The sequence below is a fragment of the Bradyrhizobium yuanmingense genome (genome assembly GCF_025200905.1).
In the GTDB taxonomy this organism is placed as follows: Bacteria; Pseudomonadota; Alphaproteobacteria; order Rhizobiales; family Xanthobacteraceae; genus Bradyrhizobium; species Bradyrhizobium yuanmingense.
In genome coordinates this window covers 1691260-1712586 of sequence record NZ_CP104173.1, presented here as the reverse complement: position 1 = coordinate 1712586, position 21327 = coordinate 1691260, and the positions used below count along the sequence as shown (strand labels likewise).

Here is a 21327-nt window from a genome sequence, read left to right as displayed (position 1 = left end):
CTTCGAAACTCGCTTTAAGAAATCCTCTTCTTCAATAACGGCTGGTCCTCTTTGACCGCGGGCAAACATTCCACTTCCCAAGGGAAGCGCCGATTGACGTCCTGCCAGATGACCTGCAGACAGGGGAATGCACGCCGCGATTTCCAGTAGAACCAGATCGCCGTGCCGAGATATTCGGGATAGGCCACGAACGGCACTTCCCAGAAGCCGAGCTTGTAGCCGTTCTCCAGCAAATCATCGGAGACATCGCCGTCGACGAATTTATGGCCGGATTGCACTCGGTCACGGACAAGGTTGATGATGGCCTGCGCCGTTTCGGCTCTCTGGCCGAAAATGATGAGTTCGGGATGACCATAGTTCAGATGCAGACCAATTGAAAATGCAAACGGTGGATTTGCATCTGGTATGCCCGTGATATGGCAGCCGTGATTGCGGACGTTGCGCAAAATGACTTTATCGGCTTCGTGCTCGGGCTCGGGCCATTCGAACTGATCTTGCATTTTCAACCCAGATGAAACAAGCGCAGCCAGGACGAGCGTAGCGACATCCGGGGTCTTTGTCGCTAGCATATCGCTGACGCTCCTGCCGGCTACAACTCCACGGATAAGTGATTTTGTCCGATAGCAAGCTCCACCGCCTCCCCGATCAGCTCCGTCCCCACCTCCGCCTCGTTTTCGTCGGCACCGCCGCCTCGACGCGCTCGGCGGAGGTCGGACACTATTACGCCCATCCCGGCAACCGCTTCTGGCGTGCGATCCATGAGGCCGGCATCACGCCACGGCGCTATCAGCCGAGCGAGTTCGCGTCGCTGATCGAGCTCGGGATCGGCTTCACCGATCTCTGCAAGACGGGCGCCGGAATGGATCACCAGATCGCGGCGGAGACGATCGACGTGCCGGGCTTCAGGGCGAAGATGGACAAGTACCGACCGGGGACGATTGCGTTCACGAGCAAGAGGGCGGCGAGCTTGTTTTACGGCAGGCCGTCGGCTGCGATTGCGCTGGGGCGCCAGCCGTCGGATGGGAGCTGGCCGGAGACATTCGTGCTGCCCTCGCCATCAGGAGCTGCGTCCGGGCATTGGACGCTGGAGCCGTGGCGGGAGTTAGCCAAGTGGATCGCTGCGTAGGGTGGGTTAGACGTGCGGATGCGCGAAGCGCAGTCCGCCGGTCGTAACCCACCACTTCTGTCGCCGCGGACGCAGACGTGGTGGGTTACGCCTTGCCCCGTCCCGTGGGGATGGACCGCGTATGGAAACGGCTAACCCACCCTACAAGACGAGTGTCGGAATCCGTCTCCGCCAATCGTCCTCCGGACCAAGCGCGACGCACATGGAGTCCCCCATGCCCACCATCACCGCCTTCGAATCCTCCCCCGACCGCGGCAAGGGCCACGCGCGCGACATGCGGGTGCGCTGGGCGCTGGAAGAGGTCGGGCAGCCCTACGACGTCCGCCTCGTCTCGTTCGCCGCGATGAAACAGCCGGCGCATCGCGCGCTGCATCCGTTCGGACAGATCCCGACCTATGAGGATGGCGACCTCGCCCTGTTCGAATCCGGCGCGATCGTGCTCCATATCGCCGAACGCCATGATGGCTTGCTGCCAATGGATGCCAACGCGCGCAGCCGCGCCATCGCATGGATGTTCGCCGCGCTGAGCACAATGGAGCCGCCGATCGTCGATCTCACCATGGCCATGCTGTTCGAGCGCGACAGGAGCTGGCACGCCGAGCGCCTGCCGAGCTTGCAGGAGCGCGTGCGCATCAGGCTCAGTGAACTGTCCCGCCGCCTTGGTAAAGCCGACTGGCTCGATGGCGCCTTCAGCGCCGGCGATCTCATGATGGTGACGGTGCTGCGGCGGCTGAATACGTCAGGCCTGCTCGACGAATATCCTGATATCGCCGCCTATGTCGCGCGCGGCGAGGCGCGGCCGGCATTCAGGCGGGCGTTCGAGGCGCAGCGGGCGGTGTTCACGGCCGCGTCGCGTTCGTAGCCCGGTTAGCCGCTTCAGCTCAGTTGGGCCAGCTCGCGGGCGAGGTTGGCACGGGCCTGGCGGTCAAAGGTCGCGGCGAAGGCCGGATCGGGAAAGATGACCTCGCGTGCCGCGAAGCGGCGTAGCACGCGGGCGCGGCCTGGGCGATACTCGCCCTCGGCGACATGGCTGAACTCCCGGCGGATCGCGGCGGCATAGGCGTCGTAGCGGGCCGGATCGGCGCCGAGAATGCTGAGGTCGATCGAGATCAGGATCGCGCCGAGGCGATCGTCGGCGGGAACGTCGTGCGTTTTCGTCAGGCGGATCAGGCGGCCGACCTCCTGGCGAAGCTCGGCGCGGACGTGCTGCTCGGCAAGCTCCGCGCTGCGCTCCTCGTTGTCCGTCCGCGTCGGATCGTAGACCGCATCGTGCCACCAGATCGCTTCCGACAACGTCTCGCGCTCGGCGACCGAGAGACCATCGATCCGCGCGAGCGCCGCCAGGCAATCCTCGATATGCGCGAGATTGTGATAGTGGCGGCCGGGCGCCGCATAGGCAGCGACCAATTCGTCGCGGGTCATGGGCGAAGTCTCGCGTCGTCGATCTTGTCCTTGTTGATGGCCATCGTCATCTCCCGGACCAGAGGATCGCGGTCATCCTATTGCGCAAAAGGCAATTCGCAAATGGCGCTCTGACGTAGCCCGGATGAGCGCAAGCGATATCCGGGGACCCCATTCCCGCATGTCGCTGCGCTCATGCGGGCCACGAGGATTGCATCCGTTTCCACTCCCTAGCATGCTGGCCTCCGTCACCCCGGAGGAGCCCGCCCATGCTGACCCTCTACTCCTACCCAGAACTCTTCGGCGTCGCCGACAACAACGGCTACGGCCTCAAGGTCTATGCGTTTCTCAAGCTCGCGGGCGTGCCGTTCGTGCATGAGCACGTCTTCGATGCCTCGGCCGCGCCGCGCGGGCAGCTGCCTTACATCGTCGACGACAGCGAGATCATCGGCGACAGCGACACCATCATCGCGCACGCGACTAAGAAATACCGCCTCACGATCGACGCCGGCTTGTCATCGGAACAGCGCCGCACCGACCATCTCGTCACGCGCATGCTGGACGATCTCTACTGGGTGATGTCCTATTCGCGCTGGAAGGACGAGCGCTTCTATCCGGCGTTCCGCGACGCCTTCATCGCGCAGCATCCGCAGATCGACCCTACCGGCTTCGAGAAGGCCAAGGCCTACAACGCGCAGCGCTATCACTTCCAGGGCATCGGTCGCTACACGCCCGAGCAGGCCTACGCGCGGGGGCTCGCTGACTTGCAGGTGCTGGCGGACATCGCGCCGGCGCAAGGCTTCGTACACGGCGCGGCGCCGACGAGCGTTGATGCCGGCATCTACGGCTTCATCGCCAACATCTATTACTTTCCGATCCCGACGCCGCTGAAGGCCTTCGTCGATGCGCACGCCAACATCGTCGCGCATTGCGAGCGGGTGCATGCGAGGGTCGAGAAATCGTAGGGTGGGTCAGCTTCGGGCGGCGCGAAGCGCTGTCCGAAGCGTAACCCACCACTGTTCGTCTCCGGAGACGCCAAAGAGGTGGGTTACGCCCCGCGGATTCGCTGCGCGGATCCGCAGGGCTAACCCACCCTACGGCACCGTCTTCTACCGCATCGTGATCGCAAGCCCGCTGAGATCCGCATTCGCCATCAACCCCACCTGCGTGCCCGACAGCTCCAGCACTGCGCCCTTCTGGTTGGTCAGCACGATGGCGCGGGCGCCGGAGCCGACGGCGATGCCGGCACCGGCGGCGCCGTAGACGCCGGCAACGTCGGAGGGACGGTTGATGTTGGAGACGCGGCCGCGCAGCACGGTCTTGGATCCCCCGAACACGAGGCCGTAGTCGAGGCCACCCGTGGAAAGCCCGTAAGAGCGGCCGCGGAAGTTGAGCACGCCCGAGCCGCCGGAGCCGCCGATGATCCAGCCCGCCTTGTAGATCGTCAGCGTCACGAAGCCGCTGTCGGCCTGCGCCGTCGTCGAGAGGCCAGCCAGGGCGACGATGGCGACGCACGCGGCGCGGAGGGTGGATGCGAGCTTCATGGGGGTCTCCGGGGGCTGTTTTTTAAAGGAGGGTTCGAATCAGACGGAGCGAATGTACCTGATCGATCGGGGCGGCAACATGATCGGCGGGCGTTTCCGCAAGCAAGGCGGCGGCGAGACTCGCGGAAGTCCTCATGCTCCGTCATTGCGAGCCAACGGGTCCGCGCGAAGCGCGGCCCGATGACAGGCTCCGCGAAGCAATCCAGAATCGCTCCGCGGCGGCAGTCTGGATTGCTTCGTCGCAAGGGCTCCTCGCAATGACGGGTGAATGGCCTGCTCTCTCGCCACGCGCAGGCCGCACGCGGGGAGAGGCGAAGACCACCAACCGCCAGCATGCCATAATGCCCCTGTTTTGCCCGACGGAGCAACCGAATGCTTCGCGTTTGGCGAATTCTGGAAAACATCAATGATTTCCGTGCGGCGCCTACTGTGCATGGGGTTGTTTTCGCACTTTTGTTTTGAGCATCCCCGCGCCAGCCGCTACGCTCCTGCGTCCGCCCCCGTCCTGAGGTGATCCCATGCCGATCCAGCATTTCGCGCCCCCGCCGCACGTCAAGGCGCCGCCGCTGTCCTTTGCGACGCGGGTTGGCGACCTCCTGTTCGTCTCCGGCATTCCCGGCTTCGATGTATCAGGCGCGCTGCCCGACGGCTTCGAGGCGCAGTTCGCCAATGTCGTCATCAACATCAAGCGCGTGCTGGGCGAGGCCGGCGCCGGGATGCATGATCTCGTCAAGGTCAACGTGCTCCTGACCCGCGCCTCGGACGTCGCCGCGATGAACGCGCTCTATGCCGGCGCCTTCGGCCCGCCGCCTTACCCGGCGCGCACGACTTGCGTGGTGCAGGCGCTGCCCGATCCGAAGATGCTGATCGAGATCGAGGCGGTCGCTTCGCTGGCCAAGTAGGAGCGGATTAAGCTGCGTGTGACCTATCGGGCACGCGTCCAAACCAAATGCGTTGGGCACAGCTGACATGTCCGTGAATGGCGGCCCCCCGGCTTGCAAAGGACCTGCTTTTACCGCACGAATTTTTTCGGTCCCATGTCCCACCACCCATGTCCCACCAGGAGATACTTCATGCGTCGCCTTCTCGCGCTCAGTGCCGTTGCCGGCATCGCTAGTTCCGTGTTCGCCGTGCCCGCCTCCGCGAAGGTCGGCTATTACGTGATCCGCTGGGACAACACCGGCATCTGCCAAGTCTGGAACGAGGACCTGCAGTACAAGCCGTTCCAGTTCGGGGTCTCTACCTACAAGGTCGTCAGCAAGCCGTTCCCGACCTTCCAGCAGGCCTCGGACTTGCAGATCAAGATGCGCACCGAGCGGAAGTGCACGCTCTGAGCCGGGCGCGAGAGTAGCGTTTGGAGGGCGGGTCGCGCGGGCGATCCGCCCTTTTGCTTTGCGTGGCCTGAAGCGCTTCCCCGGCCGCCATCAGACCTGTCCCACGCACATTTTTTGAACCTCGGCGGCGGGTGGAACTACTCACATCTTGTCCGGGGCGCGTGCCAAGCGCGTCCCGCACCACCCCTCCCCGTCATTGTCGGGAGGCGCATCACATCATTCATTTGAGGAGCTGATCATGCGTCGTATTTCCATGCTGTGCGCTGCCGCCGGTCTTGCCGTCACCGCGTTCGTCGCCGCGAGCCCGGCCGAAGCCAGCTATCATCTGATCCGCTGGCAGGACACCGGCTTCTGCCAGATCTGGGACGAGAGCATCCCGACCACGCCGTGGCCGGCCGGCTATCACCGCGCCAGCGCCAGCGTGCCGACCTTCGTCGATGCACTCATGGTCAAGGACGCCGCGCTCAAGAGCGGCAGCTGCAAGTGGTAAGATAATCGATCGGCGGACGAAGAACCGGGCAAGGACGAGGGCGTCCTTGCCCGGTTTGCTTTTCGAAGGCCTGAGACGCTCACGCGTCCTTGTACGCGCCGGGATGGATCAGGATGTCGCGCGCGGCGGCGAGGTCGATGAAGGCTTCGGCGCTGCCGCCCTGGTCGGGATGCAGGCCCTTGGCGGCGCGGCGATAGGCCTGGTTGATGTCCTCGCAAGTGAGCTGCACCGCGAGCGGCAGGCCGAGCACCTTGCGCGCGCGGTCCTCGCTGGAGAGCTTCTTCGGCGCGGCGTTACGGCGGCCGAAGCGCGGCGCGGTCAGATCGTGCACGACCTCGAGCACCACACTGATACGGCGCTGGGCCGCCAGCGTCACGCTGTGATCGTCGTTGTCGACGGCCTGGCGCAGCACCGGCAGCGCCTGCTCGGCAGCCTGGCGCAGCGTGACGTCGCTGCTCATCCGCGCGATCTCGGCCACCAGCCGGCCGGCCTCGGCCCAATCCGGCGCTTGCGCGGACCGCAGGCGTTCCAGAGCGAGTTTCCAGGTTTCGAGCCGTTCCATCATGCGCGCAACGTTTAGCAATCAGGATCAGTATGCCAAGGCCGCCGTTTCCGACCCCTTAATTTCGCGTTAGCGTTTCGTGAAACTTCGAAACGAAAACGGGAGGAAACTGCCATGGCGCTGCTCGCAAACCACATCGCTGTCGTCACCGGCGCCGGTTCCGGAATCGGCCGGGCGATCGCCACCGGCTATGCGCGAGAGGGCGCGCAGGTCGTGCTGCTCGACGTCAACGCGGAGACGGTGGCGGAGGCGGCGCAGGAGATCCGGCAAGCGGGCGGCAAGGCCGAGAGCTTTGCGCTCGACGTTGTCAGGCGCGAGGATTGCTTCGCGCTCGCCAGGCAGATCGCGGACGAGATCGGGCAGGTCTCGATCCTCGTCAACAATGCCGGCATCACCCGCCGCAACGCCTTCACCGCGGAGACCGAGACGGTGGCGAAGGACTGGAACGACATCATCTCGCTCAACCTCAACGGCGTGTTCAACGTGACGCAGGCGTTCCTCGCGCCCTTGCGCGCCAGCAAAGGCCGCATCGTCAACATCGGCTCGATCCAGTCCTTCGTGCATCTGCGCACGCCGAGCTCGGCGGCCTACACCACCTCGAAACACGGCGTGCTCGGCTTCACCAAGGCGCTCGCGGTCGAGCTCGGCAAGGAAGGCGTGCGCGTCAACGCGATCGGCCCCGGCTTCATCGAGACCAACATCAACGCCAATGCGCGCGCGACCAATCCGGCGCTGGTGCAGGCTTTCATCGATCACACCCCGCTGGCGCGCACTGGCAAGCCCGAGGACATCGTCGGTCCCGCGGTGTTCCTCGCCTCCGACCTGTCGGCCTATGTCACCGGAACCATCGTGATGGTGGACGGCGGCTATCGCACCGTGTGAGGGACGCGAGGCTCGCACCAATCGCGGCGGCATCTGGGCATTCTCAAGATCAATTCGGTGCAGCCCCTCCAATTAACCTTTCATTAACCAAACCGGACCACCGTAGATTCACGGCTTGGGGGTCGTTGGTTCTCGATCCGCTTCCGACGATGGAAGCGGGCGTTGATCGGGAGGTGTGTTGATGACCACTGTTCATGTCGCCGCGTCCGGGCCGGACGCACAATTCCTTGCCCCGAACCAGATCGTTCCGCTTCTGATCGGTGCCACCGTCGACGAGGTCGAGCGTGAGCTCGTGATCCAGACGCTGGCGCGCTGTGACGGCAACCGCACGCGCGCCTCGCGCGTGCTCGGCCTTTCCGTACGCACGCTGCGCAACAAGATCAGGCTCTATGCCGCCTCCGGCATCGACGTGCCCGCCTGTCAGGATTAGCGCACGACATCAATCGGCCAGCGACGACGCGCTGCGCAGCCGCGCGATCGATGAGGCGGCCGCTCGCGCCGCCGATTGATGTTGATCAAGCCTGGCACGATGCACGGGCAGAATTGCTGCTGTCGTCAAACGCCGCTAAGTAGCTTGCTCCAGGTGAAGGGAGCGGTGGCGTGGCAGACGACCAGGGACGACGGCCGGGGCCTCAGGGGCCTCGCGGGCGGCAAGGCGAGCCGGGACGGCCGGGGCCACAGGGGCATCCGGGCCGGCGCGGCCCCGACGGCGCACGCGGCAAGCCCGGGCCGCAGGGCAAGCCGGGCCCGGTCGGAAAGGCCGGGCCGCCCGGCAAGCCCGGTCCGCAAGGCAAACAGGGCGAAGCCGGTCCGCGTGGGCCAGCCGGCGCACCGGGACCTGCCGGGCCGCAGGGACCGGCGGGGCCGCAAGGCCCGCGCGGCGAGCCGGGTCCGCCCGGCCAATTGCCGTCGATCGAGCAGGTGCTGCCCTGGCTCGACCAGCTCTTCGATGCCTGGGACGAACGCCGCCGCCAACGCGAGCGCGAAGCCGCCGAGCGCGAAGCGCTCGAAGCCGCCGTCCAGGAGACCGACGAGGCAATCGTCGATGACGAGGGCGATGACGTCGACGATCACAGGAAGAAAAAGAAAAAGAAGAAGCAGGGCAAGGATAGCCGACGGGTCTAGTCGGGCCGATCCTCGCGCCGCGGCAGCATGCCCATGCGCTCGAATTGCCAGCGCATGGCGCGATACCAGAAATAGCCGACCGCCGCGCCGCACAGGGCGAGGATGATCACGTTCGCGCTCGAGAACGAGCCGCTCCACCACATCATCCACGCGGTCCACAGCAGCGTGAAGACGATGGCACCTGCTTTCAAAGGAAGAAGGGGGCGGCTCATGTCGTGCTCCGGGCGATCAAAACCCCGGCCGCCACCATCGCAAGCCGAGGCAGCAGATACCGTGAGCCAGATCACGGAGCACGCTGCCTGACCTCACGTACCGAAGCGCAGCCGCGAACGCTCTTTCGCCTTCTCCGCCTCAACCTCGCGGTCGCGCGCCGGCGCGTTCGTATGCAGCGAGGTCAGGAGTTTTCGCGCCGCCTCGGAGACCTCGGCCACCGCACGATCGAACGCCGCCTCGTTGGCCTGCGACGGCTTGTTGAAACCCGACAGCTTTCGCACGAATTGCAGCGCGCTGGCGTGGATCTCATCCTCCGTCGCCGGCGGCTCGAAGTTGAACAGCGTCTTGATGTTGCGGCACATGCACTTTCTCCCGGCGTTTTCCTTAAGACGAAGGTCCGAGCCGAAATCCTACATCCGCCTTCTCGCTTCTGCGACCAACTTGGTGGATGCGCCACAAGCTGATCTCGCAGCGCATCATAAGCGGGGCGCCGGCATCGCATATTATTTGAGCATGCATTGCAGTGACGGCTCAGGCTTAATCCGTGCCAACGATAGGGAAAGACGCGCAGGACAATCGCGCGCCCATGGCACGATACGCGACGAGGAGGATCGCATGCACAGGCTCGCACTGTGCGTTTGGTTGGTTGCGACGACAGCGCTGGCAAACGTTGCGTTCGCGCGCGACAATGGCCAATACGACCACGTTCCGCCCGACATCCGCGCCTGGTTCAAGAGCGTGATCGCGCCGAACGGGGTTCCCTGCTGCGACATCTCCGATGGCCATCGCACCGAGTATGACGTGCGCAATGGCGCTTATTGGGTGCCGATCGAGGGACAATGGATCGAGGTGCCCGGACGCGCCATCATCCGCGACCAGGGCAATCCGATCGGCCAGGCCGTGGTGTGGTACGTCCACCACCGCGGCTCCATCATCATCAGCTGCTTCGTGCCGGCGGATGCGGTGTAACGCGCCTTGGTGATTTCCATTGGCTGGCGACGGCCCGATCGGGTAGCTTGAAGCCCAGCTGAAGCGGAGGCACGCCGTTGACCAATCTTAGCGCCGAAGACCTCGCCACCATCTATGCCAAGCCGAGCCCGCGCGTGATCGCGAAGGCACGGCCCGCGATCGATGCGCATGCGAAGAAATTCATCGAGATGTCGCCATTCTGCGTGCTCGCGACATCGGGAGCGGACGGCAGCGTCGACGCTTCGCCGCGCGGCGGCGGCATCGGCTTCGTCCGCGTCGCCGGCCCCAACCAGCTGCTGATGCCCGACCGCTCCGGCAACAACCGCATCGACAGTTTTCGCAACGTGGTCGAAGGCTCAGGCTTCGTGCATTTGCTGTTCTTCGTGCCGGGCATCGAGGAGACGCTGCGCGTCGGCGGCCGCGGCAGGCTGTCGGCCGACCCGGATCTGCTCGCCTCGATGGTGGAATTCGGCAAGCCGCCGCGCGCGGTGCTGAACGTCGCGGTCAGCGAGGTCTATTTCCATTGCGGCAAGGCGCTGATGCGCTCGAATCTGTGGGGGTCGGAGAAGGTGCAGCGCTCGGTGATGCCGAGCATCGTCACGGTCATTCACGAGCAGACCGGCCTCGGCGAACCGGCGAGCCATGAGGCCGTGGAAGAGCTCTACAAGACGCAGCTGTAGCCGAGAGCGGTTCCGCAAAACGAAACGACGTGCGGCAACACGTGGATGGCCGGGGTCAAGCCCGGCCATGACGATGGAGGGAGCCGGGCCCGAGCTTAGTGCCCCTCGCCCTCGAGCCCGCCGACATGCTTCTGGGTGTAGAGCTCGAGGCCGATGCGGCCGATCAGATCGAGCTGGGTCTCGAGGAAGTCGATGTGGTGCTCCTCGTCGCTCATCAGCTTCTCGAACAGGTCGCGTGTGACATAGTCCTTGGCGCTGTGACAGTAGGTCGCCGCTTCCTGATAGAGCGCCCGCGCGCTCATCTCGGCGGCGAGATCGCACTCGATGATCTCCTTGACGTTCTGGCCGATGCGCAGGGGATCGAGCACCTGCATGTTCGGAAAGCCGTCGAAGAACAGGATCCGCTCGGTGAGCTTGTCGGCGTGCTCCATCTCCTCGATGGATTCCTTGCGCCAGACCTTGGCCATGTCCAGCAGGCCCCAATTGTCGAGGAAGCGGTAATGCAGCCAGTACTGATTGATCGCAGTCAGCTCATGACGCAGCGCCTTGTTGAGATAGTCGATGACTTTTGCGTCGCCCTGCATGGTTCACTCCAGCTCTTGCAGTCCAAATCGGTCCCAAACCGAATTTAGAACGCTTCTAAATCACTTTGCGAGCGAGAGCAACCGGCTACGGGAACCCAGCCGGGGAAAAGCTCAGCCGGAATTGCGGAAGTTTTCAGCAGGCCGCGAGGGCGAACTCGGCGGGTTCGGCGGTCTCGTCGTTGGCGGCCACGGTGTGGCTATGCGGGCAGCCGGCGCAGCAGGACTGCGCACAGGGGCCGAGCGCTTCGTCGATGATACTCTTGATCGTCCGGGCGCAGCGCCCGCATTCGGCGCTGCAGCCGAGACAGCCATAGACCTGTTTGGCATGCCGCACGGCGTCGTCGGACTCGGCGACGGCGGCGCGGATATCATCATCGCTCAGCACGTTACAGGAACAAACGATCATGGAAGCGGCAGGCCCTTCGGTGATGCGCCATCATCGATATTTAACAGGCCGGCCGGATGCAAAAGGAAAAACAGGTATTTGAAGCTATTCCAAACTGGCCTGATCAAAGCCTAGAACGGCTCTAAATCAAGCTCTTGCGCTGGATCAAGATTGTAGCCCACTAGTCGCCGCCACCGCCGCCTCCTCCTCCGCCGTCGCCACCGGCTCCGCAGTCGCCGCCGCTACTGCTGCTATCGCTGCTGGAACAGCTTGCGCCGTCGCCAGAGCTCCCCGAACTGCCGCCGGAAAGCCAGCTTCCCAGCGAGAAGCCGTCATTCGTCCCGGAATAGGTGCTCTCCCCGCTACTCCCTCCGTGGCTGCCGGCGGTAGCGCGGGAGCGCCGTGCGCGGTTCTGGAGATGTGCGATCCAGCCGTAGCCGACCGCGAAAACGATCCCGGCCGCAATCAAAGCATTAACCATCGCGTTGCCCATCATCGTCTCCCGGTGGGACCCATACCAATTGGTCGTCTCCGGCAAAGGTGCCGTTCATTGATCATTCAAGCGGAATATGGAACCTTGCGGCCCAAAGGTTCCCGCGTGTTCGTCTGAAAGGTCAAGCAATGAAGAAGTCGCTCCTGGCGGTCGCTGCCGTCGCCATTCTGGCCCTGACGGCCGGAACGCCGGCCCATGCCCAGCGCGGTGTCGCGGCAGGCGTGGCCGCCGGGATCATCGGCGGCGCCATTGTCGGCGGCGCGCTGGCTTCTCCGTATTATTACGGGCCTAGCTATGGCTACTATGGGCCGGGCTACTACCCGCCGCGCTACTACGCCCCGGGTCCAGGCTATGTTGCCGACGACTATTACGGCGGCTGCGTCTGGCAGAAGCAGCGCTTCTGGGATGGCTATGCCTGGCGCGTCCGTCGCGTCCGAGTCTGCGGCTGAGGCGCGCCAAGCCGGTTCACTACGGATGCGCCGTTCATCTCAGGGCCTGAAAAAGACCGCTTTTTCTCGTCACAGCTCCGTGTGCGTTTACCGTGGATTGACCATTTGCGCGCTTCCTAGCTGCAAGGCCAATTCCATCAGAGTGTGCGTGAACCTTTGAAACCCGGGCGCCTCTAACAGGAGGAACCCATCTCCCAGGAGAGCCAAGAGCATGAACAAGACTTTAGTTGCCGCCCTCACGGTCGCGACGGTCGCCGGTTCGCTGGTGACCGCCGCTCCGTCCGCGAAGGCCCATGACGGCGTCGGCGCCGGTATCGCAGCCGGCCTGATCGGCGGCGCCATCGTCGGCGGCGCAATCGCCTCCAGCCGTCCGGCCTATGGCGGCCCCGTTTACATCGCCGAGCCCCCGCCGCCCGCGCCCTGCTACTGGCGCCGCGAGCGCTATTGGGACGGCTACGGCTGGGTCAGCCGCCCGGTTCGCGTCTGCTACTGATCTGATTGCCTGGCGCTGCGCGCCGCGATCGGAAAGCCCGGCCGAGAGCATCGGCCGGGCTTTTTGTTTGCGCACGCTAAAGCGCGATGCGGTTAGGATGAAGCGTCATCGCGCTTTAGGTTATTGTTTGAGCATGATCTTTTCGGAAAACCGCTTCACACTTTTCCGGATCATGCTCTATCGCGCCGCCTGGATCGAACGCAGCACCTCTTCGCTCGGCCAGCAATCGAGCTTGAGGCCCGCCGACTTCTGATAGGCGCCAAGCGCCGCACGCGTCTGCATGCCGGCCTTGCCGTCGATCTTGTCCTTGTAGAGCCCGATCCGCGTCAGCTCGCGCTGCATGGTCTCGACGTCCTTGGTGCGCAGCTGTTTCGAGGCCGCCCATGGCGTCGCGAACGGCAGCGGGTTTGTCATGCGGTCGGCAAGGTGGCCGACGAACAGCACGTAGAGATCGGAGAAATTGTATTCCTTGATGACGAAGTAATTCTTCGTGGTCAGGAATGACGGGCCGTAGATGCCTTCGGGCTGGAGCAGCGAGGCCGGCTGCGCCTGCTCGGCGGCGCTGAGCTTTTGGCCGCGTACCGGGACAAAACCCTCGCGCAGCCATTGGCCGATCGGCTTCGTCACCTCCGGCACGCCCGTCGTGCAATCGACCTTCGCCGGCGCCTGCACCTCGTAAGCCCAGCGCACGCCGCTCTGCCAGCCCTTGTTGACGAGCTGCTGCGCAGCCGAGGCCAGCGCATCCGGCACCGAGTGCCAGATGTCGATGCGGCCATCGCCGTCGAAATCGACGCCATGCTTGTAATATTCGGACGGCAGGAACTGGGTGAGGCCGGTCGCGCCGGCCCAGGACGAGCGCATGTCCTTGCGCGTGACGACGCCTTCATCGAGGATCTTGAGCGCGGCAATGAACTCGTTGCGATACTGATCCTTTCGGCGTCCGACATAGGCCTGCGTCGCCAGTACGCGCACCAGATCGTAGGGCAACGTGTGCCGGCCATAGTCTGTCTCGCGGCCCCAGATGGCGAGCATGACGGTCGCCGGCACCCCGGACTTCTTCTCGATCTCGTCCAGCGAGGTCCGATGCTTTTGGAGCAGCCGCTGCCCCTCGCCTGCAAGCCGCGCGATCGAGGCTTCCTTGACGTAGTCGGCCGGCACCTGCACGAACTCGGCCTGCGACGGCGCACCCGTTGCCGGCCGCCCGGGCAAGAGCAGATCGGGCAGCTTGTAATCGGGCTCCAGCCCGCGCGTTTGCGCATCGAACGTTGCACGCGAAACGCCGGCCTGTTGGGCCGCCGGCCACAACGAGGCGATGAACTGGGTGAAGGCGGCGTCGGCAGCACGGACGGGCGACCAGCTGCAGGCGATGACGATCCCCGCAGCGATGAGCGCCCGTCGCATCATGCCGCCATCACCGCGTCAGCTTCTTGTACTTCACGCGGTGCGGGATGATGCTGTCCTGGCCGAGCCGGCGCATCTTGTCCTTCTCGTAATCCTGGAAATTGCCTTCGAACCATTCGACGTGGCTCTCGCCCTCGAAGGCGAGGATGTGCGTCGCGATGCGGTCGAGGAACCAGCGATCGTGGCTGATGATGACGGCGCAGCCGGCGAAGTCCTCCAGCGCCTCTTCGAGCGCGCGCAGCGTGTCGACGTCGAGGTCGTTGGTCGGCTCGTCGAGCAGCAGGACGTTGGCGCCGGACTTCAGCATTTTTGCGAGATGGACGCGGTTGCGTTCACCGCCCGAGAGCGCGCCGACCTTCTTCTGCTGGTCCGCGCCCTTGAAGTTGAACGACGAGCAATAGCCGCGCGAGTTGACTTCCTTCTTGCCGAGCAGGATCAGTTCGTTGCCGCCAGAGATCTCCTCCCACACGGTCTTCTTGCCGTCGAGCGCGTCGCGCGACTGGTCGACGTAGCCGAGATGCACGGTCTCGCCGACCGTGATCGTGCCGGAGTCCGGCTTCTCCTGAGCGGTGATCATCCTGAACAACGTGGTCTTGCCGGCGCCGTTGGGACCGATCACGCCGACGATGCCGCCGGGCGGCAGCTTGAAGGTGAGGTTGTCGATCAGGAGACGATCGCCAAAGCCTTTGCTGAGCCCCTCGAAATCGACCACGTTGGCGCCGAGCCGCTCGGCCACTGGAATGATGATTTGCGCGGTCTGGGTCTGCTTCTCGCTCGCCTTCTTCAGCAGCTCCTCATAGCGCTGGTAGCGCGCCTTCGACTTGGCCTGGCGGGCCTTCGGCGACGAGGCGACCCATTCCTGCTCGCGCGCGAGCGTCTTCTGGTGCGCCGCATCCTCGCGGCCCTCCTGCTCCAGACGCTTCTGCTTCTGCACCAGCCAGGACGAGTAATTGCCCTCGTACGGGATGCCGCGGCCGCGATCGAGCTCGAGGATCCAGCCCGTGACGTTGTCGAGAAAGTAGCGGTCGTGGGTGACGATCAGGATCGCACCGGGATAGTTGCGCAAATGGCCTTCCAGCCACGACACGGATTCCGCGTCGAGATGGTTGGTCGGCTCGTCCAGCAGCAAGAGTTCGGGCTGGTCGAGCAGCAGGCGGCACAGCGCGACGCGGCGGCGCTCACCGCCCGAGAGTTTCGTCACGTCGGCATCGTCGGGCGGACAGCGCAGCGCGTCCATGGCCTGGTCGACCTTGCTGTCGAGATCCCACAGGCCCTGGGCCTCGATCTCGTCCTGCAGCTTGGTCATCTCGTCGGCGGTCTCGTCCGAATAGTTGACCGCGAGCTCGTTGTAACGGTCCAGGATCGCCTTCTGCTTGGCGACGCCCTGCATGACGTTTTCGCGCACGGTCAGCTTGGAATCGAGCTGCGGCTCCTGCTCGAGATAGCCGACGCGGGCGCCCTCGGCGACCCAGGCCTCGCCGGTGTATTCCTTGTCGAGACCGGCCATGATCTTGAGCAGGGTCGACTTACCCGAGCCGTTGACGCCGAGCACGCCGATCTTGGCGTCCGGGTAGAAGCTCAGATGGATGTTATCGAGCACCTTCCGGGTCGGGTAGCTCTTGGTCAGGCCCTGCATGAAATAGATGAACTGGCGCGCCATCGGTCCCGTGAAACCTTCGATTTGAGGAAATTTGCTTCGCCAGCGATGTAGCGATCCCGCCCCCAAAGGGCAATGTTTTCCGTCCGTTCACCACGGATGAATACGGTCAGGAAACCATCCGGCCACCGATCCGGACAATTGAAACCATCTTTTAATAAATCAGGCCAAAGCTCGGTTTCGCGCGGAAACAGCGCCACCCGCTCAGAACGAACGGGGAGCACAGCGAGGCCGCATCATGGCTCTGATCGAGACCAATTCGCTTCCCATTCCGGCAGGAGCCGGGCGCACTTTCGGGTTCGCCTCGGAGATCAAGGCCTTCTGGAAGCGCTTCTTCGTCACCGCCTTCAATCCCTACCGGCCCGAACTGCATTACATGCGCGGCCCCGGCCCCGCCTGGCGCGCCAAGCACGGCATGGATGCACCGTTCCGCCTGAAGCCCCGCGACGTCTGAGCGACGATCCCTATCGGACTTTTGAAGACGCAGGCTGCTTGCGCGCCGGCGCGATTGCGCGCAAACCATGGCCAGGTTCCGATGACGGCGCCCGCCTGGCGCCTTCACCTCTCGCCATGGATGAACGCTGATGAGCCGGCTGCGCTGCGCAATCCTCGACGACTATTTCAATCTCGCCCTCGACGTCGCCGATTGGCCGAAATTGTCGGATCGCGTCGACGTCACCGTGTTCAGCCATCCCTTCGCCTCCGAGCAGGCCGCAGCCAGTGCGCTCACCGACTTCGAAATCATCTGCGCGATGCGCGAGCGCACGGCGTTTCCCAAGAGCCTGTTCGATCGCCTGCCGAAGCTTAAGCTGCTGCTGACCTCGGGCATGCGCAACGCTGCGATCGACATCGAGGCCGCGAAAGCGCGCGGCATCGCCATCGGCGGCACGCAATATTCCCGCGATCCGACGGCGCCGCTCACGATGGGCCTGATCCTGGAATTGACCCGCGGCATCGGCCGAGAGAACGCGCGCATGCATGCGGGCGAGTCCTGGCAGACATTTGCCGGAGTCGAGATCGAAGGGCTGACGCTCGGCGTCGTCGGGCTCGGCAAGCTCGGCAGCAAGATGGCGGGCATTGCGAAGGCGTTCGGCATGAACGTGATCGCCTGGAGCCCGAACCTGACGCCGGAAAAGTGCGCTTCTGTTGGCGTCGGCTACGCCTCCAAGGAGGAGCTGTTCGCCAAGGCCGACATCGTCACCATCCACGTGGTGCTGAGCGAGCGCTCGCGTGGCCTCGTCAGCCGCGCGGATCTTGCGCGGATGAAACCGACGGCCTTCCTGGTCAACACCGCGCGCGGGCCGATCGTGGATGAGCAGGCGCTGCTGGACGCCTTGCAGCAGCGCAAGATCGCAGGTGCAGGATTGGACGTGTTCTCGGTCGAGCCGCTGCCGGTCGACCATCCCTTCCGCAAGCTCGACAATCTCGTGCTGACGCCGCATCTGGGCTACGCCACCACGGATGGTCTGCGCATCCATTACGGCCAGATGGTCGAGGCGATCGACGCCTTCACCAAAGGCGGCGAGCTGCCGCGGAAGCTGGCCTGAAACGAAAAGGGCGTGCCGACGGCACGCCCTTCGCAATCTCATCGAGTTGAGGCCCTCAGCGCACGGTGACCGGCGCGGGCAGCGGCGGCACAACGGTGGGCTGCGTCCCCGGGACCGGGCCCGCCTGGGCGGACATCGGAGCCGGCCCGGCAGCGCTCTGCGTCGGCGCAGCGGAGGCCGTCGCCGTTCCCGGCGGCGGACCACCCGGCATCACGACAACGCGGGTGCCGACCTTGACGCGCTCGAACAGGTCGGAGACGTCCTCGTTCAGCATGCCGATGCAGCCGGAGGAGACGAACTTGCCGATCGTCGAGGGCTGGTTGGTGCCGTGGATGCGGTAGACGGTCGAACCTAGATACATCGCGCGGGCGCCGAGCGGATTACCCGGGCCGCCGGCCATGAAGCGCGGCAGATAGGGCTGACGCTCGATCATCTCGGTCGGCGGATGCCAATCCGGCCACTCGGCCTTGCGGGTGATCTTCTGCACGCCCGTCCAGGTGAAGCCGTCGCGGCCGACTCGGACGCCGTAGCGGATCGCACGGCCGCCTCCGAGCACGTAATAGAGGTAGGTGTTGGGCGTATCGACCACGAGCGTGCCGGCCGGCTCCTTGGTCTGGAACGCGACCTCCTGACGGCGCAGGTTCGGCGGCAGCTGCACCGGCGCGGCATCGGGCTGCTCCTCGGGCGGCAGCGCGGCCAGGGTCACCGGGCGGCCATCCGTGCCCACGGGCGGCTGTCCGGCCTGGACCGTCCCAGTCGCGGAGGGACCGCCCACAGACTCGGGCGGACGCAGGCCATCGTTGGCGGGCGATTGCTGAGGCGGACGGTCGGCGTAGATCACCGCCGGCGGACCGGCGGGGCGGCCGTAGCGGGGATCGTCGGGCGACATCACGGGGCCCTGCGGCGCGGCCGAATAGACCGGCGGGGCGCCAGCCGGGCGCCCATAGCGCGGATCATCCGGCGACATCACCGGACCTTGGGGTGGGGCGGCCGAATAGACCGGAGGCGCGCCCATCGGACGACCGTAGCGCGGATCGTCGGCCGGACCGGGCGGGGGCAGCGAGGCATGCGGCATCGCGTCGTCGTCTTCATCCAGCGCGTCGAAATTCGGCATGCGGTCACCGGGCCGATATTCGGCAGGCGCGCCATAGCTTGGTACCTGCTGGATCGGATAGCTCTGAGCCTGAGCGAGCGAGGTTCCCGCCGCAGCGACTGTTGCGGCAGCGCATATCGTCAGAAAGTGTTTGATCATCATCGCTCTTGTATAGTCCCCAAGCCCGACCGGACCGTTAACGGCCAGATGACGGAAGATAGCGGCACATTCAAGACATATCAGGCTTATTTGCGCCGGACTTGCCGATTTGTGATCCGCAAGACTACCGTTGCCCCGTTGCATCACGGGGCTGAAATCGTATCGCGCCTTCGATTGGCGCGATGGTCGGCCGCGATTTTAACGGAACGATGCGGAGACGTTGCGATATGGTCGAATCAGCCTGATTCGCCACCTTTTTGAGCTCCGATCCCGCGTGGCGAACGCGGCAAGCAGTACCGTCACCGCGTTCAGATGGCTCTTGAGCCCCGGCTACTTCCGCCGCCGGGGCGGAAATTCGCAATCGCTCAATGCTTCCCGGCTTTCGCTTCCTGTTTGCCGCGATCCTGCTGTCAACCTCCATCCTGGTGTTCGGCCTAGGGGCCGCCGCTCTGCTCCGGGCGACCCATCAGCAATATGTCAACAACCCCGGCTGGCGGAACGGGCCGCAGGAGCAAATGTTTGCGCAGGCGCCCGAGCCGGCCCAGCCGGTGCTCGCGGTGCTGCGGACCGAGCCGGAGCCACCTGCCGAGACCACGCCATCGCTGCGCGACCAGGTGCCGACCATCGCTCTGCCCCTGAGCGAGCCCGAACAGGTTGCTGCACTGACGACCGAGACCGACGTCCAGCCCGAGGCCGCCGCGCCCCTGGCTGAAGTGCCGGCCATCGAAGCAGCCAAGCCCGAACCGACCGTGACGGCCGCAGCGCCGGCTTCCATCGATACGCTGACCCCCGCCGACACCACGGCCGGGATTCCCGAGGCCCAGCCTGCCGCAATCGCCAGCGAGCCGGAACCAGCTGACCCGGCCCTCGCCGCCGCGGCGCTCGATGTCGCCTCCGCAAGGCTCGCTGCGCTGAACGCCGCCACAGCGGCGACGGACGCGCCGGCGAAGGTCAAGGCCGAGAGCAGCAAGGCCGAGAGCACCAAGTCGGACAGCAAGGCGACCAAGCGCAAGGCGAAAGCCAAGAAGCGAGCCCGCGTGGTGCGGCGCCCACCGCCTCAGCAGTTGCAGCAGCAGCTCGATCCGTTCGGTCAGCAGCAGCCGGCCTTCGCGACAACGACGACCGCACGCACGCGGTGATCTTACTTCTTCACCTCTCCCCGCTTGCGGGGAGAGGTCGGAATACGCGCGTCGCGCGGATTCCGGGTGAGGGGGTACAGGTCCGTCGATAGTCTCATCGTGTGGAGAGAGGCCCCTCACCCCAACCCTCTCCCCGTAAGAACGGGGCGAGGGAGCGTACCGTCATCGTGGCTGCAACCTCAAGCCGGGCCGGTCGCGATGGCCGGGCCGCCGGCCTGGCCCCATTCCGACCACGAGCCGTCATAGAGCGCGGTGTCGGTGATGCCGAGGCGGTAGAGCGCGAGCGTCAGCACGCCGGCCGAGACGCCGGAGCCGCAGCTCGTCACGATCGGCGCATCCAGCTCGACGCCGGCATTGGTGAAGGCGGCGCGGAGCTCGTCGAGCGGCTTCATCTCGCCGGTCGCGGCGTCGAACAGCAGATTGTAGGGCACGTTGCGGGCGCCGGGGATGTGACCGGAGCGGATGCCCGGGCGCGGCTCGGGCGCGCGGCCTTCGAAGCGATCGGCGGCGCGCGCGTCGATCACCTGCTCGTTGCGGCTTTCGACATTGGCGATCAGTTGCTGCATGCTGCGCACGCGGTTTGCGTCATAGCTCGCCGTGAAGGTCGTCGGCTTCGGCTTGACCTCGCCGCTCTCGGTCGCGCGTCCCTCAGTGCGCCACTTCTTCAGACCGCCATTGAGAATGCGCACGTTGCTGTGGCCATAGGACAGGAACATCCACCACGCACGCGGCGCCGCGACCCAGCCGCCGGCATCATAGAGCACGACGGTGTCCGCGTTGGAGATGCCGAGATTGCCGACGTCGCGGCCGAACTGCTCGGCGCTCGGAAACATGTGCGGCAGCGGGTTGGAATGATCCGACACCGCATCGACGTCGAAGAACACGGCGCCCGGCAGATGCGCGGCGAGATAGTCGTCCTTCGGCAGCGGCAGCACGCCCGGCAGCTTGAAGCTGGCGTCGAGGATCTTGACGTTGGCATCGCCGATGTGAGCGGCGAGCCATTCGGTGGAGACGAGGGGGTCGGTGGCGGTGGTCATTGAAGCATTCTCCGTTGGTCATTCCGGGGCGTGCGAAGCACGAGCCCGGAATCCATCGTGCGTCAGAGTCTGTGGATCAATGGATTCCGGGCTCACGCTTCGCGTGCCCCGGAATGACGGGTGGAGAGGGCAAGGCCCTCACCCCTTCTTCTTCGGCTCCCACTTCTCCGTGGGCCCGCCGGCATCGCGCCAGGCGGCGTAGCCGCCGGCGATGTGGGCGACGGGCTTGAGGCCCATGTCCTGCGCGGTCTTGGCGGCGAGCGCGGAGCGTAAGCCCCCGGCGCAGTGGAACACGAACTTCTTGTCTTCCTGGAAGATCGGTTTTGCGTACGGGCTCTGCGGGTCGATCCAAAATTCGAGCATGCCGCGCGTGCAGGCGAAGGCGCCGGGGATGCGGCCGTCGCGCTCGATCTCGCGGGGATCGCGGATGTCGACGATGACGACGTCGCCGTTCTTGGAGATCTCGATCGCGTCCTTGGCGGTGAGCGTCTCGATCTCGGCATTGGCCTCGTCGATCAGCGCCTTGATGCCGCGGGTGATGGTCTGGGGCACGTGCTTCTCCCT

At 65.0% G+C, this 21327-nt stretch carries 29 protein-coding genes; 16 read left to right on the top strand and 13 right to left on the bottom strand.

The features are described from left to right. Positions 1-14: 14 nt before the first annotated feature. Entirely contained in the window at positions 15-569 is a 555-nt protein-coding gene (locus tag N2605_RS08010; protein WP_109144706.1) for a DUF4262 domain-containing protein, read from the bottom strand. Between the two features lie 44 nt (positions 570-613). Between N2605_RS08010 and N2605_RS08005 the strand changes: the two genes are divergently transcribed. Together N2605_RS08005 and N2605_RS08000 are read left to right on the top strand one after the other, a co-directional pair. Further along, on the top strand, positions 614-1126 hold the full coding sequence (locus N2605_RS08005) for a mismatch-specific DNA-glycosylase (RefSeq protein WP_225115098.1): 513 nt from the start codon (positions 614-616) through the stop codon (positions 1124-1126). A 214-nt stretch (positions 1127-1340) separates the two neighbouring features. Further along, a complete protein-coding gene (locus N2605_RS08000) occupies positions 1341-1988 on the top strand; it encodes a glutathione S-transferase family protein (RefSeq protein ID WP_260346252.1) in 648 nt (215 codons plus the stop codon). 14 nt (positions 1989-2002) lie between these two features. Here the strand turns inward: N2605_RS08000 and N2605_RS07995 are convergent, their stop codons facing one another. After that, positions 2003-2548 (bottom strand): HD domain-containing protein, encoded by a 546-nt coding sequence (locus tag N2605_RS07995; protein WP_260346250.1) that lies wholly within the window; start codon positions 2546-2548, stop codon positions 2003-2005. A gap of 248 nt (positions 2549-2796) precedes the next feature. Between N2605_RS07995 and N2605_RS07990 the strand changes: the two genes are divergently transcribed. After that, the gene (locus tag N2605_RS07990) at positions 2797-3492 is read left to right on the top strand and encodes a glutathione S-transferase family protein (RefSeq protein ID WP_260346249.1); all 696 of its coding nucleotides are present in this window, start codon (positions 2797-2799) and stop codon (positions 3490-3492) included. Positions 3493-3636: 144 nt separating this feature from the next. Here N2605_RS07990 and N2605_RS07985 read toward each other — a convergent pair whose 3' ends face one another. Next, on the bottom strand, positions 3637-4071 hold the full coding sequence (locus tag N2605_RS07985) for a hypothetical protein (RefSeq protein ID WP_036013234.1): 435 nt from the start codon (positions 4069-4071) through the stop codon (positions 3637-3639). A gap of 518 nt (positions 4072-4589) precedes the next feature. On the opposite strand from N2605_RS07985, the gene N2605_RS07980 reads away from it, so the two are divergent. The 3 genes from N2605_RS07980 (at position 4590) to N2605_RS07970 (ending at position 5895) form a co-directional block, all read left to right on the top strand. After that, positions 4590-4973, top strand: coding sequence for a RidA family protein (locus N2605_RS07980; RefSeq protein ID WP_225182699.1), 384 nt, complete (start codon positions 4590-4592; stop codon positions 4971-4973). 171 nt (positions 4974-5144) lie between these two features. Further along, entirely contained in the window at positions 5145-5405 is a 261-nt protein-coding gene (locus N2605_RS07975) for a hypothetical protein (protein WP_036013227.1), read from the top strand. A gap of 238 nt (positions 5406-5643) precedes the next feature. Continuing rightward, a complete protein-coding gene (locus N2605_RS07970; RefSeq protein WP_036013225.1) occupies positions 5644-5895 on the top strand; it encodes a hypothetical protein in 252 nt (83 codons plus the stop codon). A 79-nt stretch (positions 5896-5974) separates the two neighbouring features. Here the strand turns inward: N2605_RS07970 and N2605_RS07965 are convergent, their stop codons facing one another. Then, on the bottom strand, positions 5975-6460 hold the full coding sequence (locus N2605_RS07965; RefSeq protein ID WP_225126034.1) for a J domain-containing protein: 486 nt from the start codon (positions 6458-6460) through the stop codon (positions 5975-5977). Between the two features lie 111 nt (positions 6461-6571). On the opposite strand from N2605_RS07965, the gene N2605_RS07960 reads away from it, so the two are divergent. From N2605_RS07960 to N2605_RS07950, 3 genes are all read left to right on the top strand, one after another. Further along, positions 6572-7339: an SDR family NAD(P)-dependent oxidoreductase gene (locus tag N2605_RS07960; protein WP_260346247.1), complete on the top strand. Its 768-nt coding sequence runs from the start codon at positions 6572-6574 to the stop codon at positions 7337-7339. A gap of 181 nt (positions 7340-7520) precedes the next feature. Further along, positions 7521-7769, top strand: coding sequence for a helix-turn-helix domain-containing protein (locus N2605_RS07955; RefSeq protein WP_036013218.1), 249 nt, complete (start codon positions 7521-7523; stop codon positions 7767-7769). A 170-nt stretch (positions 7770-7939) separates the two neighbouring features. Further along, positions 7940-8464, top strand: a complete 525-nt coding sequence (locus N2605_RS07950; protein ID WP_036013214.1) for a collagen-like triple helix repeat-containing protein — start codon at positions 7940-7942, stop codon at positions 8462-8464. On the opposite strand, the gene N2605_RS07945 is transcribed toward N2605_RS07950, so the two are convergent. After that, positions 8461-8676, bottom strand: a complete 216-nt coding sequence (locus tag N2605_RS07945; protein ID WP_057026971.1) for a hypothetical protein — start codon at positions 8674-8676, stop codon at positions 8461-8463. The two genes, N2605_RS07950 and N2605_RS07945, sit on opposite strands and share 4 nt — an antisense overlap. A gap of 93 nt (positions 8677-8769) precedes the next feature. Next, a complete protein-coding gene (locus N2605_RS07940) occupies positions 8770-9039 on the bottom strand; it encodes a DUF2277 domain-containing protein (protein WP_036013210.1) in 270 nt (89 codons plus the stop codon). Positions 9040-9292: 253 nt separating this feature from the next. On the opposite strand from N2605_RS07940, the gene N2605_RS07935 reads away from it, so the two are divergent. Together N2605_RS07935 and N2605_RS07930 are read left to right on the top strand one after the other, a co-directional pair. Then, entirely contained in the window at positions 9293-9646 is a 354-nt protein-coding gene (locus N2605_RS07935; RefSeq protein ID WP_036013289.1) for a hypothetical protein, read from the top strand. A gap of 77 nt (positions 9647-9723) precedes the next feature. Beyond that, a complete protein-coding gene (locus tag N2605_RS07930; protein WP_260346246.1) occupies positions 9724-10326 on the top strand; it encodes an MSMEG_1061 family FMN-dependent PPOX-type flavoprotein in 603 nt (200 codons plus the stop codon). A 95-nt stretch (positions 10327-10421) separates the two neighbouring features. Here the strand turns inward: N2605_RS07930 and bfr are convergent, their stop codons facing one another. Then, positions 10422-10910, bottom strand: coding sequence for a bacterioferritin (gene bfr, locus N2605_RS07925; protein WP_036013205.1), 489 nt, complete (start codon positions 10908-10910; stop codon positions 10422-10424). 133 nt (positions 10911-11043) lie between these two features. Then, the gene (locus N2605_RS07920; protein ID WP_036013202.1) at positions 11044-11316 is read right to left on the bottom strand and encodes a (2Fe-2S)-binding protein; all 273 of its coding nucleotides are present in this window, start codon (positions 11314-11316) and stop codon (positions 11044-11046) included. 600 nt (positions 11317-11916) lie between these two features. Between N2605_RS07920 and N2605_RS07910 the strand changes: the two genes are divergently transcribed. Beyond that, positions 11917-12237, top strand: coding sequence for a hypothetical protein (locus N2605_RS07910; protein WP_057026972.1), 321 nt, complete (start codon positions 11917-11919; stop codon positions 12235-12237). 211 nt (positions 12238-12448) lie between these two features. After that, positions 12449-12730 carry a hypothetical protein gene (locus tag N2605_RS07905; protein ID WP_036013199.1) on the top strand — a complete coding sequence of 94 codons (282 nt, stop codon included), beginning with the start codon at positions 12449-12451 and terminating at the stop codon, positions 12728-12730. 177 nt (positions 12731-12907) lie between these two features. Here the strand turns inward: N2605_RS07905 and N2605_RS07900 are convergent, their stop codons facing one another. Then, entirely contained in the window at positions 12908-14134 is a 1227-nt protein-coding gene (locus tag N2605_RS07900) for a lytic murein transglycosylase (protein WP_225175064.1), read from the bottom strand. Between the two features lie 7 nt (positions 14135-14141). Continuing rightward, positions 14142-15791: an energy-dependent translational throttle protein EttA gene (gene ettA, locus N2605_RS07895; RefSeq protein ID WP_036028509.1), complete on the bottom strand. Its 1650-nt coding sequence runs from the start codon at positions 15789-15791 to the stop codon at positions 14142-14144. A 235-nt stretch (positions 15792-16026) separates the two neighbouring features. Between ettA and N2605_RS07890 the strand changes: the two genes are divergently transcribed. Next, positions 16027-16242 carry a hypothetical protein gene (locus tag N2605_RS07890; RefSeq protein ID WP_225126039.1) on the top strand — a complete coding sequence of 72 codons (216 nt, stop codon included), beginning with the start codon at positions 16027-16029 and terminating at the stop codon, positions 16240-16242. 130 nt (positions 16243-16372) lie between these two features. Beyond that, positions 16373-17335 (top strand): D-2-hydroxyacid dehydrogenase family protein, encoded by a 963-nt coding sequence (locus tag N2605_RS07885; RefSeq protein ID WP_225126040.1) that lies wholly within the window; start codon positions 16373-16375, stop codon positions 17333-17335. A gap of 55 nt (positions 17336-17390) precedes the next feature. Here the strand turns inward: N2605_RS07885 and N2605_RS07880 are convergent, their stop codons facing one another. Then, positions 17391-18587, bottom strand: a complete 1197-nt coding sequence (locus N2605_RS07880; protein WP_225126648.1) for a L,D-transpeptidase family protein — start codon at positions 18585-18587, stop codon at positions 17391-17393. A 368-nt stretch (positions 18588-18955) separates the two neighbouring features. Here N2605_RS07880 and N2605_RS07875 point away from each other — a divergent pair, with 368 nt between their 5' ends. Next, positions 18956-19726 carry a hypothetical protein gene (locus tag N2605_RS07875; protein ID WP_109144721.1) on the top strand — a complete coding sequence of 257 codons (771 nt, stop codon included), beginning with the start codon at positions 18956-18958 and terminating at the stop codon, positions 19724-19726. 179 nt (positions 19727-19905) lie between these two features. Here the strand turns inward: N2605_RS07875 and sseA are convergent, their stop codons facing one another. Next, complete coding sequence (sseA, locus tag N2605_RS07870; RefSeq protein WP_036028518.1) at positions 19906-20763, bottom strand: 3-mercaptopyruvate sulfurtransferase; 858 nt, start codon at positions 20761-20763, stop codon at positions 19906-19908. 138 nt (positions 20764-20901) lie between these two features. Next, positions 20902-21315, bottom strand: a complete 414-nt coding sequence (locus N2605_RS07865; protein WP_028179894.1) for a rhodanese-like domain-containing protein — start codon at positions 21313-21315, stop codon at positions 20902-20904. Positions 21316-21327 lie beyond the last annotated feature (12 nt).